Origin of the sequence: Comamonas sp. 23 (assembly GCF_049601575.1) — a bacterium.
GTDB lineage: Bacteria > Pseudomonadota > Gammaproteobacteria > Burkholderiales > Burkholderiaceae_C > Comamonas > Comamonas squillarum.
In genome coordinates this window covers 3,378,814-3,393,835 of the sequence record NZ_CP187127.1, presented here as the reverse complement: position 1 = coordinate 3,393,835, position 15,022 = coordinate 3,378,814, and the positions used below count along the sequence as shown (strand labels likewise).

At 62.4% G+C, this 15,022-nt stretch carries 13 protein-coding genes; 4 read left to right on the top strand and 9 right to left on the bottom strand.

The features are described 5' to 3' along the window. Positions 1 to 15 precede the first annotated feature (15 nt). Entirely contained in the window at positions 16 to 1,200 is a 1,185-nt protein-coding gene (locus ACPEE1_RS15405; RefSeq protein ID WP_423933687.1) for an acetyl-CoA C-acyltransferase, read from the top strand. A gap of 177 nt (positions 1,201 to 1,377) precedes the next feature. Continuing rightward, a complete protein-coding gene (locus ACPEE1_RS15400; protein ID WP_423933684.1) occupies positions 1,378 to 3,225 on the top strand; it encodes an acyl-CoA dehydrogenase in 1,848 nt (615 codons plus the stop codon). A gap of 141 nt (positions 3,226 to 3,366) precedes the next feature. Here the strand turns inward: ACPEE1_RS15400 and ACPEE1_RS15395 are convergent, their stop codons facing one another. Beyond that, positions 3,367 to 3,807, bottom strand: coding sequence for a hypothetical protein (locus ACPEE1_RS15395; RefSeq protein WP_116925141.1), 441 nt, complete (start codon positions 3,805 to 3,807; stop codon positions 3,367 to 3,369). Positions 3,808 to 3,979: 172 nt separating this feature from the next. Beyond that, positions 3,980 to 4,174 carry a hypothetical protein gene (locus ACPEE1_RS15390; RefSeq protein ID WP_182345404.1) on the bottom strand — a complete coding sequence of 65 codons (195 nt, stop codon included), beginning with the start codon at positions 4,172 to 4,174 and terminating at the stop codon, positions 3,980 to 3,982. A gap of 560 nt (positions 4,175 to 4,734) precedes the next feature. Here ACPEE1_RS15390 and ACPEE1_RS15385 point away from each other — a divergent pair. Then, a complete protein-coding gene (locus ACPEE1_RS15385) occupies positions 4,735 to 4,989 on the top strand; it encodes a hypothetical protein (RefSeq protein ID WP_133248085.1) in 255 nt (84 codons plus the stop codon). A gap of 107 nt (positions 4,990 to 5,096) precedes the next feature. Here ACPEE1_RS15385 and proX read toward each other — a convergent pair whose 3' ends face one another. Then, positions 5,097 to 6,107: a glycine betaine/L-proline ABC transporter substrate-binding protein ProX gene (gene proX, locus ACPEE1_RS15380; RefSeq protein WP_116925143.1), complete on the bottom strand. Its 1,011-nt coding sequence runs from the start codon at positions 6,105 to 6,107 to the stop codon at positions 5,097 to 5,099. Between the two features lie 622 nt (positions 6,108 to 6,729). On the opposite strand from proX, the gene ACPEE1_RS15375 reads away from it, so the two are divergent. Further along, positions 6,730 to 7,920, top strand: a complete 1,191-nt coding sequence (locus ACPEE1_RS15375; protein WP_423933680.1) for an ankyrin repeat domain-containing protein — start codon at positions 6,730 to 6,732, stop codon at positions 7,918 to 7,920. A gap of 397 nt (positions 7,921 to 8,317) precedes the next feature. On the opposite strand, the gene ACPEE1_RS15370 is transcribed toward ACPEE1_RS15375, so the two are convergent. From ACPEE1_RS15370 to ACPEE1_RS15345, 6 genes are read right to left on the bottom strand one after another with little or no spacing between them, the layout of a single operon-like run. Beyond that, complete coding sequence (locus ACPEE1_RS15370; protein WP_116925145.1) at positions 8,318 to 9,334, bottom strand: response regulator; 1,017 nt, start codon at positions 9,332 to 9,334, stop codon at positions 8,318 to 8,320. Beyond that, positions 9,331 to 10,338 (bottom strand): chemotaxis-specific protein-glutamate methyltransferase CheB, encoded by a 1,008-nt coding sequence (cheB, locus tag ACPEE1_RS15365; RefSeq protein WP_423933678.1) that lies wholly within the window; start codon positions 10,336 to 10,338, stop codon positions 9,331 to 9,333. Before cheB ends, ACPEE1_RS15370 begins: the two co-directional genes overlap by 4 nt. Continuing rightward, the gene (locus ACPEE1_RS15360; RefSeq protein WP_260719266.1) at positions 10,335 to 12,557 is read right to left on the bottom strand and encodes a hybrid sensor histidine kinase/response regulator; all 2,223 of its coding nucleotides are present in this window, start codon (positions 12,555 to 12,557) and stop codon (positions 10,335 to 10,337) included. Before ACPEE1_RS15360 ends, cheB begins: the two co-directional genes overlap by 4 nt. A 55-nt stretch (positions 12,558 to 12,612) precedes the next feature. Further along, complete coding sequence (locus ACPEE1_RS15355; protein WP_116925148.1) at positions 12,613 to 13,299, bottom strand: chemotaxis protein CheW; 687 nt, start codon at positions 13,297 to 13,299, stop codon at positions 12,613 to 12,615. After that, positions 13,283 to 14,542 (bottom strand): CheR family methyltransferase, encoded by a 1,260-nt coding sequence (locus ACPEE1_RS15350; protein WP_423933674.1) that lies wholly within the window; start codon positions 14,540 to 14,542, stop codon positions 13,283 to 13,285. Before ACPEE1_RS15350 ends, ACPEE1_RS15355 begins: the two co-directional genes overlap by 17 nt. Continuing rightward, positions 14,539 to 15,021, bottom strand: a complete 483-nt coding sequence (locus tag ACPEE1_RS15345) for a chemotaxis protein CheW (protein ID WP_423933671.1) — start codon at positions 15,019 to 15,021, stop codon at positions 14,539 to 14,541. Before ACPEE1_RS15345 ends, ACPEE1_RS15350 begins: the two co-directional genes overlap by 4 nt. Between the last annotated feature and the right edge of the window lies 1 nt (position 15,022).

Genomic DNA, 15,022 nt, shown 5'->3' with positions numbered 1-15,022 from the left:
TTGAAGAGCACCGCCATGAAAGACGCCGTCATTGTTTCCACCGCCCGCACGGGCATCGGCCGGGCCTACAAGGGCTCGCTCAACCACACCCGTTCGCCCCAGATGATGGGCCACAGCATCGAGCACGCGGTGGCGCGCGCCGGGGTGGACCCGGCGGAGGTGGACGATGTGATCGTCGGCTGCGTGCTGACCGGGGGCACCGCCGGCATGAACCTGGCACGCAATGCCTTGCTGGCCGCAGGCCTGCCGATGAGCGTGGCGGGCCAGACGGTAGACCGGCAATGCGCCTCCGGCCTGATGGCGATTGCCAGCGCAGCCAAGCAGGTGCTGGTCGATGGCATGCAGGTGGTGGTGGCAGGCGGCTGCGAGAACATCACCGCCGTGCAAACGTCTTATATGGAATGGGCCAGCCGCGAGCGCGATCCGGCCGTCATCGCCCGCGCGGCCCATGCCTATATGCCGATGCTGCAAACGGCCGAGCATGTGGCGCGCCAGTACCGCATCAGCCGCGAGGCGCAGGATGCCTATGCGCTGGAGTCGCAGCTGCGCACCGCGCGCGCCCAGGCCGCTGGCCTGTTTGACCGTGAGATCGTGCCCTTCAGCACCCAGATGGCGGTGACGGACAAACTCACGAAGGAAGTCAGCCTGCAGCAGGTGACCCTGGCCCGCGACGAAGGCAACCGCCCCGACACCAGCCTGGAAGGGCTGGCCGCCCTCAAACCGGTGATCGAGGGCGGCGTCATCACCGCCGGCAATGCCAGCCAGCTGTCGGATGGCGCATCGGCCTGCGTGGTCATGGATTCGGTACTGGCCGAGCGCCGGGGCCTGGAGGTGCTGGGCATCTACCGGGGCATGGCAGTGGCTGGCTGCGCACCGGAAGAGATGGGCATCGGCCCCATTTATGCGGTCCCCAAGCTCTTGGCCCAGCACGGGCTGCGCGTGCAGGACATCGGCCTGTGGGAGCTGAACGAGGCCTTTGCCTGCCAGGCGCTGTACTGCCGCGACCAGCTGGGCATCGATCCAGCCTGCTTCAATGTCAACGGCGGCGGCATCTCCATCGGCCACCCCTATGGCATGACGGGCGCCCGCATCGCCAGCCATGCCTTGCTGGAAGGCCAGCGACGCGGTGTGCGCTATGTGGTGGCCACCATGTGCGTGGGCGGCGGTATGGGAGCGGCAGCCTTATTTGAGGTTGCTTAAGAACGTGCTGACGATCTCCTCGCGCCGCGACAGTGTCCCTACGGGTTGGAGCGAAATCGGGCGATTTCTTCGCGCTGGCCCTTGCTTGCACCCCGGTGCAAGCTGCGTTCCATCCCTTCGAACCCATCCCGATTGCTCTCCAACGCCGCTGCGTAGAGATCCTCAACACGTTCTAACATGCAACTCGACTACGCCAGCATCCGCCAGACCCTGGATTTTTTGCTCTACGACTGGCTGGAGGTAGAGGCACTCAGCCGCCATGCGCGCTATGCCGGCCATGACCGGCAGACCTATGGCGCCGTGCTGGACATGTGCGAGCGCCTGGCTGCTGACAAGTTCGAGCCCTTCAACCGCCTGGTGGACCAGCAGGAGCCGCATTTTGACGGCCAGCAGCTGCATCTGCCTGACTGCACACCGGCAGCCTGCGCCGCCTATGCCGAATCGGGCATGCTGGCGGCGTCGCACGACTACGAGGTGGGGGGCATGCAGCTGCCCTGCGTGGTGGATATGGCGGCCAACAGCATGGTCTCGGCCGCCAGCATTGCGCTCAAGGCCTATTCGATGCTGACAGCGGCCAATGCCGGCCTGCTGCTGGCCCATGGCACGCCCGCGCAGCAAAAGGCCTTTGCGCTGCCGCAGCTGCAAGGCCGCTTTTTTGGCACGATGAACCTCAGTGAGCCCCAAGCCGGCTCCAGCCTGTCGGACATCACGACCCTTGCCGTGCCCGATGGTGACGACTTTGCAGATGACCCGCTGGGCCCGCGCTACCGGCTGACGGGCCGCAAGATGTGGATCTCAGGCGGCGAGCATGCGATGGGCGAGAACATCGTCCACCTGGTGCTGGCCAAGGTGCCCGATGACAGCGGCCAGCTACCCGCTGGCGTGGGCGGCATCTCGCTGTTCATCGTGCCCAAGGTCCTGGTCGATACCGAAGGCCAGGTGACCGGCGAGCGCAACGACATTGCGCTGGCCGGGCTGAACCACAAGCTGGGCTACCGGGGCACCGTCAACACCTTGCTGCATTATGGCGAGCAGGGCGGGGCCGTTGGCTACCGTGTGGGCGCGCTGGGCGCGGGCCTGAAGTGCATGTTCCACATGATGAACGAGGCCCGCATCCAGGTGGGGCTGGGCGCCACGATGCTGGGATACGCGGGCTACCTGCAATCGCGTGACTATGCCCGCCAGCGCCCGCAGGGCCGCCCGGTCGCTGCCGGCCAAAAGGTGGTGAAGAACGCGCAGCAGCCCCAGGTGCCGATTGCCGAGCATGCCGATGTCAAGCGCATGCTGCTGGCGCAAAAAAGCTATGCCGAAGGCGCGCTGGCGCTGCAGCTGTACTGTGCCAAGCTGGTCGATACGCAGCGCGCCGGCGCGCCGCAGCAGGCCGATGCCGCGCAGCTGCTGCTGCAGGTGCTTACCCCCATCGCCAAAAGCTGGCCCAGCCAGTGGTGCCAGGAGGGCAACAGCCTTGCCATCCAGGTGCTGGGCGGCTATGGCTATACGCGCGACTATGCGGTGGAGCAGCACTGGCGTGACAACCGGCTCAACATGATCCACGAAGGCACGCACGGTATCCAGGCCCTCGACCTGCTGGGCCGCAAGCTGCGCATGGATGGGGGAGCCGCCTGGGCCTTGCTGCAAGCCGAGATCGCGCAAACCGTCGCCACTGCCCGGTCGGTGCCCGCATGCGCCCCCTGGGCCGATCGCTTAGATGCGGCCACCCAAGCCCTGCATGCCGCCACCGACGCGGCCTGGGCCAGCGGCAACGCCCAGCTGGCCCTCGCCAACGCCACCGCCTACATGACCGCCTTCGGCCATGTCACGCTGGCCTGGTTGTGGCTGGACATGGCGCTCAAGGCGCATGGGCGCATGGCGGCCGCTGATGCCGGGCAGCAGGCCTTTTTGCAGGGCAAGCTGGATTGCGCGCGCTACTTTTACGCGTATGAGCTGCCGCTGGTGCAGGCCTGGCTGGCGCCGGTGATGGCGGGGGAGGCGCTGTTTGTGGAGCTGGGGGGGAGTGGGTTTTGAGCCCTGGGGGAAAGGGCGGGGCAGGGTGCCGCAGGGCTTTAATCCGCGTTCAGCGCATGGTGCAGGTGCTGGCGGCGGGTAGGGCTCTATTGGTTGATGGGCCGCTCAAGCCTGCCAATAGGGCCTCTGCGGGCGGCGCACTCATACCTTGGCGAGGAAGGCCGCCGCATCACCCGCTTCACACTTCCAGTCTGCGAAGACCCCCACCAGATCGCATTCAACGCAGTGGCAAGCGATGTAGTACCAGCGCACATCATGCGTGCCCTGGTACACGGAGACGCCGGACACCAGCTCGAACACCTCGTTCTCGCACACGCAGGCGTGCCCCTCGGGGGTGGCCTCTTCCATGTAATCCTCGCTGTCGCCCATCAGGTGTTCCTGCCCGCAGTCGGAGCAGGTGCGGATGGCCACGCCGGCTTCTTCGTCGGTCTGCAGCGCAAAAGTCCGGGAGCCGCACTCGCATTTGGACGAGGCAAACCGGGTGGCCTCATGGCCATTGGCAACGCTGTAGCTGCGCAGCTCGGCTTGGGTGTCTCCCGACGTCGTCCCGTACATGAACTCGCCCTTTTTCGTCAGTGCCATTGGTGTTGTTCCATTCTTCAAAGTGGGCTTCCCTGCAGACCTGTGCCAGGCTTGCCCCGATCATCTGGATTTTGCCTGAATTGGCCGATCCCAGACGGTTGCAATGACACCTACCGTGATCGCAAGCACTGGCCGGATGTGTCGCGCTACAGGCTCGCTTTGCCGGCGTTTATCAATGCGGCCATGGCTTGGATGGCATCCTTCCTGAAGGTCTGCTGCCACTGCGCAGTCCATTTAGCCGTCCCTGCTCTTCCCATGCGGCCAGAGCCAGTGCATTCACGATCTCTGCATCCAGCCAGGCATCGGCATAGCGTGGATCCGTCGACAGATCTTCGGCCGCTGCAACAAACGCTGCGAAGGAGAACATACTCTCTGTTGCCCTCGTGGCGCGAGACTCAAAGGTGTTTAAATCCAACTTGTCCTCCAATGCCTGCTATGGGGCGGCCTTGCGCTTTTGACAGCATGACAATTGCACCATCCCAGCGTAGAGACGATGGACGCGTATGCTATGCGCCCACCACCCGATGGAAATCGGACAATATGCGACGGATGGGTTCCTACCCATCGGATTCACTAAAAGGAAACAATGCCTGTGGAGCAATATCGCTTTGGGCCTATGCAAGCACGGCACCTTCCAGTGTTGCCTGAGGGCAGTGTGCAGCACCTGGCCGATCACTACAGCAGTGCCTGGCGCGGCACGGTCCTGCGCATGGGATGCAACGGACGCGCTGGATTTGGTGCTGGACTGGCAGCCAGACAGTACGTCCATGCGTTGCCTGGCATCGCGCGCAGCGGGTGTGGGCCAGCGAGATGCAGTAGTGCGGCATTCCTTTGCGAAGCCATGGGCCTTTGGGCCTTTGCCAAGGCAGTGAGCAGGTGATGGGCCTTCCGAACACCCCGAGCCGACGGCGACCGTGGCTGCAGTCGATGGCAGCCCTCGCCATCGCGGCCTTGATCGGCTGGGGTTGCATTATTGGCGCGACTGAAGTGGTGGAGAGCTTGCGCTCCGGGGTGCTCAACAACCGCAAAGGACCTGACATCCTTGCTGCCGAGCAGCCCGTCCTTTACTGGGCATTGATCAGCTTCTACACGGCCGCAACCCTGACCGCCGCCGGCTTGGCGCTTTTGGTGATGGCCATAGCAGTGCGCGATCTGATCCGTGCACAAGGCGCTGACCAATGAGTGCGTGGTCGACGCGCCAGGCGGCCTGCGTGGGTGTTGCCTAGGTGTAGAAGCTGCGCGCCCATCGCCCAGCGTTCAGAGCAAACCCAGGTCAGCGCTAACCCAGGTCAGCTTGCGGCGGCCTTCAGCGCTGTCTCGATCCAGCCATCAAAGGTCTTTTGGTTGGCCTTGATCCAGCTGTCCGTGTGGCGCTCCACGTCCTGTTGGCGGTTCTCGCCGTCGTGCATCCGGCGGTTTTGCTCGCTGATGTCCCCGATGGGCAGCGACATGATCTCAAACAGCTTGGCGGCGGCGGGGTTCTTTTCGACAAAGGTCTTGTTCGCCACGATGTATTCGTTGTTGACAGGAAAGCCGTAGTTCTTGCCGTTGGGCAATTGGGTGTCCGTGCCGGCCTGTACGCCGGGCATGGCCGAGAACGGCACTTCCAGCCAGACAACGTCCTTGCCCGAGCGCAGCACATTGCTCAACCAGTAGGGGGTCCAGGCGTAGAACAGCACCGGCTTGCCTTGCTGATAACGGGCCAGCGTGTCCGAGATCAGCGCAGGGTAGTTGCCCTGGGTGTAGTTCACCGTGCCCTGCAGCTTGAAGGCGGCGAGCTGGTGGTTCACCACGGCTTCGCCACCCCAACCGGCGCTGGGTCCGACCAGATCGGCCTTGCCGTCGCCGTTGGTATCGAAGAGCCGGGCCAGCTTGGGGTCGCTGAGCTGGCTCAGGTGGGTGATCCCGTACTGATCGGCTGTCTTCTTGTCGATCATGTAGCCCTGTGCGGCGCCGGCTGCGTACACCCCCTTGCGCGACAATTTGGCGTCGCCCCCTACGCTTTTGTAGAACTCCGAGTGGTGCGGATTCCAATGGTTGGCCATGAAGGTGGCGTCTCCGCGGGCAACGGCCAGATGCGCCAGCGGGTACTCGACTTCCTTGATGGGCTGCACGTCATAGCCAAGTTTGGTCAGCGCACGCGTGACCAGCAGGGTCTGGAAGGTTTCCTCGGCCAACGAACTTTGCAGGGGCAGCACCTTGACGCCCTTGCCGGGCAGATCGCCAGCGTGGGTGGACAGTCCAAGGGCCAGCAGGGCGCTGGCGAGCAGGGTGCGGGCAAAGTGTCGGGTGTTCATCATGCGGCGTATTTCCTATACAAGCGGGTGGAGAAAGCAAGCTAGGCTCTTGGCGCCACGCAAGCGCCTGAGCCGAGCTCAGGGAGGTCTCTGGCGCCATGGCGGCAAGCCTGCGGCAATGCAATGCGATGGGCGATAGCCGCCCAAGCCAAGGCAGCCACGTTCCACAGCCGCAAGGCAGGCGCTAAAGACGGCGAGACAGACGGCGCAAGCAAGGCCTGCCGATCGTGGGATCAGCGTCCAGCGGGCGGGACAAGGCGTTGGTTGACGACGCAGGGCGGTGGGGGCGACAGCACCCCACGAAAGAAAATAGGTACCGCGACGGGACGCAAGCTGGTCCGCGAGTAGTACCGAAGCGCCAACATGCTCTGTTGGCTTTAAGACTCTAATAAATATAACTCCCGAGTCTAAAGCAGTCAAGGCTTGCGCGGCGTTTATCCGTTGCGCTGCAGGGCTCGGAGGGGGGCGGGGGAGGGGGACTGTCAGTGATGGGGTAAGTGCTCTGCGATTGGAGTTCCGGGCCCCGGCGCAGGGTTCTCTCAGCCCACCTCACTCTTTCGTGGCATGGCACTAAACTTCCGATCCATCACTCCTTCGATGTGCGACAGGATCGCAGTTCCCTCCCATGCCACAGCTTGCTTCTGGAACCTCTATCCCTGGCTCAGCTGGCGCAGGCAACCAGGCCGCTGCGCGCGGCGATATCCGCACGTTGGCCGCGTTGGCCGAAGCGGGCGAAGACCTGTCGGCCCTGTGGAACATTCGCACGCTGCTGATCGAGGCCGTGATCGCCCAGCAGGCGGAGGCGGTCGGGTGGTTGCTGGCGCGCGGTGTGTCGCTCAACACCCCCGATGCCGTGATGGGCTGGACGGCCTTGGGCTGGGCTGCCAGCGGCAATGAGGCAGCGCTGGTGCAGGCCTTGCTGGCCGCCGGCGCCGATACCGAGCACCAGGCCGACGAGCACGGGCGCACGCCGCTGATGGCCGCCGCCCAGGCGGGTGGCGACGAGGCCGTGATCCTTTTGCTGGCCGCTGGCGCGCAGCTGGCTGCCCAGGACGGCCTGGGCGCCACCGCTGCCGACCTGGCGCGCCGCAACGGCTTCGAGGCCTTAGCCGCGCGCCTGGATGCCATGCTGCCCCCCGCGCTGCGTGCCGCTGCGCCGGCGCCGCCCAGCGGAACCTTGCCCTGGCCCGAGGAACCGCTGGCTGTGCTGCACTGGCCCGATGACTTTCCCGCGTTTCAGCAGCCCAATTGGCGGAGCCTGGCCAGCGGCGAGGACTCGTCGTTTGACAGCGCCTTTCACGCCGCGCTGGCCGACCGACTGATCCCCGCCTTTGCCAGCCCCACGGCGGCGCTACGCAGCTGGGTGCAGGCCATGAACCACTGGGAGCGCGCGGCGAGTCAGGCCATCGCTGGCGCCCGGGGCGCCGAGGCGCATCTGGACATGGGCGTGATGTGGCAGCAGCTGGCGGGTGCGATGGCCCTGCGCCAGGCCTATGCCACGCCGCGCCTGCGCAAGTACCCGCGCATCTCCATCAGCGCCAAGCCTGATTTGCCGCTGCACCTGGACCTGCTGGCGCTGGAGTGGCCAACTCCTGACCAATGCACCATCACCACCCAGCAGCGCATGCTCCCCGTCGATGAGCCCGAGTCGGCCGACACCCAGGCGGGCGCGACCACGCGCGGGGAATTCTTCTCGAACCGCTGGCCCATCGTGGAGAGCCGCTTCACGTTGCTGCGCAAGGCCGGCCAGTGGCGCATCGACCGTTGGCAGCAGCGCTACCAGGGCAACAGTACCTGGGACAGGCAGGTCCTTTAAGCCCGCGCAGGCTGGGTCTCAGGGCGGTTTGACTTGATCTCAAATACCAGCAGGGCGCGTGATCTTCTCCAGCTACAAGCGTAGGCCGAGGTTCAACGGGGTGGGATTGTTTGCAGTCAGAGCCAGACACCGGGCCGCGCTGGCTAGAGCGCGTCGGGGCCTGGTTCGAAGTTGCTGAGGGCGGCTTCAGGCTGGTTGCAGTCCGCCAACTCAATAAGTTGGATCACTGAGGCACCCAGAGCAGTCATTGCAAGGATCCGTCCTTGCAGGTCTGCACGACACCCTTGACGCACCCTGCGTAGACTTGCGGCCATCCAACGCTACCAGCGCTTTGGCGAGCCGGAGGAAGCCCATCCCCTGCTGATCAAGATCGCATCGAATCAGAAATTTACCGTACTCAGGCTACGCCGATGCGATTTCGACCACTTTCTTTGGCCTGGTACAGCCCAGTGTCTGCGCGCTGTATCAATGCAATGGGTTTGAGGTCTTGCTCAGGCACCATGGTGGCAACTCCGATGGAGACCGTCACTGTGGCATCGGCTACCGGTGCAACATGTGCAATGGCTAGTGCCTGGACTGCGCGCCGCACACTATTGGCGAGCGAGCATGCGCCGTCTTGCGAGGTATTGGGCAAAATGATAGCGAACTCTTCACCCCCATATCGGGCGACCAGATCACCGGAGCGCGAGCAAGATTGTGCAAGGACCTGGGCCACGCTGCGTAAGGTCTCGTCGCCCATCACATGGCCGAAGCTGTCGTTATAGGATTTGAAAAAATCGACATCGATCATCAGTAGTGAGAGTTCAATTCTCTCTCGCCGTGCGCGTTTCCATTCCAGGTCCAGGTGCTCATCGAAATGCCGCCGGTTTGACAAGCCAGTCAAGCCGTCGAGCTTCGTCATACGCTGCAGCGCAAGATTGCTCTCCAGGAGTTGCTGTTGGCTCAGGCGCAAGGCTTGGTTCGCCAGGTCGCGTTGCTTCATCGCCAGATAGGCTCGGGAGTGGTATCGGAGACGTGCTATCAGTTCCACTGCATCTGGCAGTTTCACGAGGTAGTCATTGGCCCCCACTGCAAATGCCTGGCTCTTGATCTTCGGGTCTTCCTTGGATGACAGAACGATGATGGGCAGGTCGCGTAATTTCTGATTGTTGCGATATTGGCTCACCAAGTCCAGACCATCAACACCGGGCATCACCAGGTCTTGCAGGATGACGGTCGGCTGGATGTGTTCAGCCATTTCCATGGCATTTTTCGGGTCTCCGCAGTAGTGGAAAGACACGCCGATCTCATGGCTCAGCATGCGGCGTACGGCCTCGCCGATGATGGCTTGGTCATCTACTAGTAAAACCTTGACTTCAAGCTCGCCAGGCTCCCCGGCAGAGGTGTTTTCATCCAGAGTTGGAATAGGAGTCATGAATTTCTCTTTACCGCCATCCAGCGGCATAGTTCGGCCAAGCGGTTGGCGATGCGGTCCAGAGGCAGGACTTCCGCTGCCGCATCGATAGCAACGGCGGCCTTGGGCATGCCCCACACCACGCTGCTGGACTGGTCTTGGGTAATGGTGGCAAAGCCTCGCTCGCGCATGGCCTTGAGCCCATCTGCCCCGTCTCGCCCCATACCCGTTAGCAACACACCGATGGCATCACCTCGCCATTGCTCGGCAATGCTGTGAAAAAAAATGTCGATCGACGGACGGTAAATTTGCGCATCAGGCTTGAGTGAATACTGCAGGTCACCGCGGCGGCTCACCGTCAAATGCTCATTGCGGCCAGCCAGCAAGACCATGCCGGTCTGCGGTATCTCACCAGCCTGAACCAGGCGTACCGGAAGCGTTGATTCCCGCGCCAACCATTCAGCCATGCCCGCAGAGAACTTGTCGTCCAGGTGCTGAACCAGTACCACGGCGGCGTCAAGATCTTTAGGCAGTTCACGCAGCAACTGGTTGAGTGTGGCGGGCCCACCAGCGGAGGCACCGATGGCAATCAGGCACGCGCGTTTCGCGCTGGTGCGCGTGGCTCGGTGGGTAACAGGCTGCGGGGGCGTGGCCAGCCAGGCGATGTTCTGGATCTTGCGCAGCAGCAGCGCTGGATTGAATGCGCTGCCGTTCGCCAATTCGGGCAGATGCACCACATCAAGGGCACCGTGGCCCAAGGCATTGAATGCCCATTCGGTATGGAGCTCGGTCGCCAGATCCAGCAGCAGCAAAGGGCATGGCGCCTCATTCATGACACGTTGCGAAAAGGCCACTCGATCAGCTGTGCCCAGTTGCAGCAGCAGTAGCTCAGGGGGCATATCACGACACAGGCGCAAGGCCTGCGTCTCGTCTTGTGCCACCCAGTGGATGTCGTGCAGCGGCTCCAAAGCGTGTTCGAGGCGTTGCGCCAACTCAGGGGTGTTAACCATCAGTCCAAGCTTCATTCAACAGCCTCGCCAATCAGCATGTGTACAGCCTCCAGTAATGTTTCATCGTGAAAGCTCGACTTAGCAAGGTAGTAGTCGGCTCCCGCATCAAGGCCGCGTCTGCGGTCTTCCTCGCGGTCTTTGTAGGATACAACCACCACGGGCATGGACTGCAGTTGTGCGTCGCGCCTTACCAGGCCTACCAGCTCAATGCCATCCATGCGGGGCATGTCGATATCGGTCACCAGGAGGTCATATTTTTCTGCACGCAGAATGTTCCAGCCATCGATGCCATCCACGGCCACGGTCACCTCGTAACCGCGCCCAATGAGCAGCTTGCGCTCCAGCTCACGCACGGTCAGCGAGTCGTCCACCACCAATACGCGCTTGCGCCGCAGTGACGGCCCTTCAGACAACCGTGCAACCCTTTCGACTTGGCCTGCACCCAAGAGCTTGTCAGCGGAGTTCAGCAAGTCATCCATATCCACGATAAGCACCGGACTGCCGTCATCGAGCAGGGCACCTGCCTCCACGCCGCGCAGCAGGCCTAGGCGGGAGTCGATGGGAACGACAGCCAGATTTTGCTCGCCAACAATCCTGTCTACCGCAATGGCAAGGCTTCGGTCGTGGTGCGGTATCAAAACCACTGGGAGGCCCAGCGGATCGGATTTGCCATGCGGCAGTTGTAAAAGCTGGTGGGCAGCGACCAGACCGATGGCGCGCTCGCGTACCCAGATATGTTGCTGGCCCTCCACCATGCTGATGGCGTCCGCCGGGATACGCAAAGTCTGCTCCACTTGCGCAAGCGGAAGCGCGTAGGCCTCACCGCCGATCTCCACCACCAAGCAGCGCAGCATCGACAAGGTCAGAGGCAGTTGCAGCTGGAACACCGTCCCTCGCCCCTGTTGCTGGCGGACGCGCACCGTACCGCGTAGTTGACGCAGCGTGTGCTGGACCACATCGAGGCCCACCCCACGGCCAGAGATCTCACTGACTTTCTCGCTCACGCTGAAACCCGGCAGGAACAGAAAAGCCAGCAATTCTTCCTCATGCATGTGCTGGGCCATCGTTTCGGTGGCCAGCTTGCGTGCGATGACTGCGGCACGTACGCGAGCGAGGTCAACGCCTGCTCCATCGTCTTCCAGCTCAAGGACCAGGAGCCCAGCAGCATGCCGAGCCCGCAGTACCAAGTTGCCTTGTGCCGGCTTGCCGCTGGCCAACCGTTGTGCGGGGCTTTCAATGCCGTGGTCCACCGCATTGCGCAGTAACTGGATCAGTGGTGCTTCCAATGTCTCCAGTACGTCGCGATCTCCTTGTACCTCTTCGCCTTCCAGATTCAGCCATACCTCTTTGCCAAGACTGCGACTGAGCTCACGCACCATGCGCGCCTTGCCAGCCATCAGATCCGCGCAGGGGCGCATGCGCGAGGCCAATACGGTGTCATACATGCGCTGGCTGCGCTGCTCAAAGGCCCAGCCAAAGCTGTCGAAAGCCGCTGTATGTTGTTGCAACTGGCTTTTGGCTTCCAGCGTCCAGTGGTTCACATCGGATAGCAAGGCCTTGGCACGAGGCGGTAGCTCCTGCCCCAGCAGCGCATCGCGCAACCCATGCAGGGATCGATCAATATGGTCTTGCAGGCGTTTGAGTTGTGCCAACTCCTGGCCCAGGGACTTGGTACGCTGTGCAGCCACCAGTGAGCGTCCCGCCAGATCGAGCAGATGGTCCAGGCGTTCGGCTGACACACGCAGGATACGGTCATGCAGTTCACCGGCGGGCTCGGGCTCGTTGGTCTCAATGGCGGAGACTTCTTCCGGCAAGGCCGGCCTGAAGTCCGGCATGGCATCGGGTACCGGCGCATCTTGCTGCGTATCTTCTGCCAGGATTGCTTGCAGCGCAGGCAGCCCTTGCACGCTGATCCCTTCACTCAACTGCCTCAATGCCTCTGAAGCGCGTAGCAGGGCGTCGATGCGTGTGGAGCTCAGGCGGACCTTGCCGCTCTGGGCACAGACTAGCAAGTCCTCCATCACATGGGCCAATGTCACAGCGACATCCAAGCCGACAATGCGTGCCGCACCTTTGAGTGAGTGCGCTGCACGCATGCAGGCCTCCAGCTGCGCGGGATCGGTTGGCTCACGCTCAAGTACCAGCAGGCATGAATCCATGACCTGGGTTTGTGCCTGCGCTTCTAGACGGAACAACTCCAGCATGGAGCTGTCTTTGTAGGCATCAAGGCTCATGGCTTGACCTTTGGTCCATACATCGCGAGATGTGCCAGCGGTGTTGCTTGTTGGATCATCTAAGGCTCCTGGACAAGGCTTGCAACAGGCGATCAGCATGGAGCACCGTGATGCTGTGCTGCTGCCACTGCATCACCGCAGAGGCTAACTGGCTGACCGCAAGGCCACTGGCATGGCCCGTCTTTTGCAGCTTGGCAAGTGGAATCGCGTATATGCCTTCCACCGTCTGAACCTCCGTCACCAGTGGGCCGCCAGGTGTGTCCAGTATCAGCATGTGGGGGCGGTCTTGCGGCGTGGTCTCGGTGGTCAGGCCCAATACCAGGTCAAGCGCCATACAGGGAACCAAGGTTCCCCGTACATTGCACAGTCCACGCAGTGAACGGTTGCGGGGGTAAGGCAGTCCGTGAACGGGCACGGGCAACGATACTTCTAGCAAAAGCGTTGAAGGCAGAGCCAACCAGTTTTGCCCAATGCGAAAGATCAGGACCGACAGTGTCTGGCCATCAGCCAGCGGGTCAGGTTGCTGATTCTCCGCGAACGAAGCCTCGTCCACCATCTCCAGATCCAGCTCATGCCGATCGAGCAGCAGAGCGGCAGCCTCGGCATAGCGTTCGCAGTTATGGCAATGAACATGCTGGAGCAGCCTCTCGCAGGAGCGGTCGCCGCGAACACCAATGCGCTGCCAGCAGGCGTCAATAGCTGGGGGCTCTAGCGGGATATGGCGATCAGGACTTGCCGGCATCTTGGGTTTCTCTCTGCTTCAGCCGTTGCTGTAATCGTGCCGCACCGCTGTGGTCGCCTTGTGTCACCAGCAGGGCTGCCAGGTGTGCCAGTGCTCGGGTGTGGTAGGGCTCAAGGTAAAGCGCTTTGCGGTAGTGGCGCAGGGCAGCCTCGGCCTGGCCTGCACCGTCACATATCAAACCCCACCAGAAAAACAACTCGGCGGTCGGCCCATGCTGGGTCAACTGCTGTGCGCAGGCAGTGAGCGCCTCTGCGCTGCGTCCTGCATTGGCGAGCTCGGTGATTTTGCGCAGTCCAGCCGCTGCATCGCCCGTTGGCGGCGATTCACTTTTGGCAGCTGGTGAAGGCGCCATTCGGCGTACGGCCGAAGTGGCACGCAATGGCAAAGGCGAAGGCGCGCGCGGCTTGACCGCCGCAGGCAATATGGGGCGCGCTGGCACTGGGGGGCATGGCAGGGTGCGGCGGCGGAACGCGAAACTGTGTGCGGCATCCAGCGATTCGAAGCCTTGTTGGCTTAGAACGCCTGCTTCGGCTGGCCCAGTGAACAGCAGTCCGTCGGCGCGCAGCCAGCGTTTGAGATTGGTCAGCGCCCGCAACTGCGTAGGTCGGTCAAAGTAGATCAGCAGATTGCGACAAAATACGATGTCGTAGTCCGTCAGCGAAGGCGGCATGGTGCTGCCGAGTATGTTCCCACACTGAAAGCGCACCACGGCGCGTAGCCTCTCATCGATGCGGTGGGAGCCATCCGCCTCACGTTGAAAATACCGCTCGCGGATGCCTGGATCATCGCCGCGAAAGGCATTCACGCCATATTGGCCAAGGGTCGCATGTTCTATGACGCGCTGACTGATGTCCAGCGCATCAATCTGAAATTCGTGCGCTGCAAAATCGGCATCGAACATGGCGATTGCCATGGAGTAGGGCTCTTCTCCGCTGGAGCATGGCAAGCTGAGCAAGCGCAAAGGTTGCCCTACAGGGAGCCGGCGTTGTAGCGCTCGCGCTTGGGTGGTCAACAGCGAGAACGATTCAGGGTAGCGAAAAAACCAGGTCTCAGGAACCACCATGGCTTCGATCAGTGCGCGCTGCTCTGTCTGCGATTGGCGGATATGGCTCCAGTAGGCTTCTTCATCCATGGAGTTGGCCTTCAACCGTTGCCGCAGTGAACGCTCGACTGCCCCTCGGCCCAGCGTACTCGCGTCGAGTCCGATAAGCGATCGCAAGAGTTGTTCCAGTCGTTCAATCATGCTAGCTTGCCCTGGGGCGGGAACAGCAACTGGACCATATCCGGTGGCAACAGCCCTTCAATGGAGATGTGCTGAATCATGTCGCCCAAGCCTTGCGCCTGAACGGCGCCCAGGTAGGCGCCTCCTGCATCCAGCCCCGTGGGCTGTTGTGCGGGGCTAGGCAGGCGCATCACCTGATTGGCCTTTTCAAGGATCAAGCCAAGGGATTGGGTCGACGAATAGTGCAGCAGCACCATGCGGGTGTTGATGCTATGCCGAGCCTTTTGCCCAAACACACGCTGGTAAAGATCCAGTACTGGAATGATCTCCCCGTGGTAGGACAGCAAACCAGCCACCCAGGCGGGGGCCTCCGGCACATGCTTGAGCCGTTGCAGGGGCATGATTTTGCGAACCACGCTGGCAGGCAAGGCGTAACGATCAGCGCCCAGGTTGAACAGCAGGTGCAACGGTGCAGGCTCCGTTGCTGGGGTCAATGCCACG

Bases quoted from the DNA above. Each gene is read 5' to 3' on its own strand.
- ACPEE1_RS15385 (WP_133248085.1), top strand. From the start codon at position 4,735: ATGGCAGCCCTCGCCATCGCGGCCTTGATCGGCTGGGGTTGCATTATT.
- cheB (WP_423933678.1), bottom strand. From the start codon at position 10,338: ATGAAGCTTGGACTGATGGTTAACACCCCTGAGTTGGCGCAACGCCTC.
- ACPEE1_RS15355 (WP_116925148.1), bottom strand. From the start codon at position 13,299: ATGCCGGCAAGTCCTGATCGCCATATCCCGCTAGAGCCCCCAGCTATT.
- ACPEE1_RS15400 (WP_423933684.1), top strand. From the start codon at position 1,378: ATGCAACTCGACTACGCCAGCATCCGCCAGACCCTGGATTTTTTGCTC.
- ACPEE1_RS15360 (WP_260719266.1), bottom strand. From the start codon at position 12,557: ATGAGCCTTGATGCCTACAAAGACAGCTCCATGCTGGAGTTGTTCCGT.
- ACPEE1_RS15375 (WP_423933680.1), top strand. From the start codon at position 6,730: ATGCCACAGCTTGCTTCTGGAACCTCTATCCCTGGCTCAGCTGGCGCA.
- ACPEE1_RS15350 (WP_423933674.1), bottom strand. From the start codon at position 14,542: ATGATTGAACGACTGGAACAACTCTTGCGATCGCTTATCGGACTCGAC.
- ACPEE1_RS15370 (WP_116925145.1), bottom strand. From the start codon at position 9,334: ATGACTCCTATTCCAACTCTGGATGAAAACACCTCTGCCGGGGAGCCT.
- proX (WP_116925143.1), bottom strand. From the start codon at position 6,107: ATGATGAACACCCGACACTTTGCCCGCACCCTGCTCGCCAGCGCCCTG.
- ACPEE1_RS15395 (WP_116925141.1), bottom strand. From the start codon at position 3,807: ATGGCACTGACGAAAAAGGGCGAGTTCATGTACGGGACGACGTCGGGA.
- ACPEE1_RS15390 (WP_182345404.1), bottom strand. From the start codon at position 4,174: ATGTTCTCCTTCGCAGCGTTTGTTGCAGCGGCCGAAGATCTGTCGACG.
- ACPEE1_RS15405 (WP_423933687.1), top strand. From the start codon at position 16: ATGAAAGACGCCGTCATTGTTTCCACCGCCCGCACGGGCATCGGCCGG.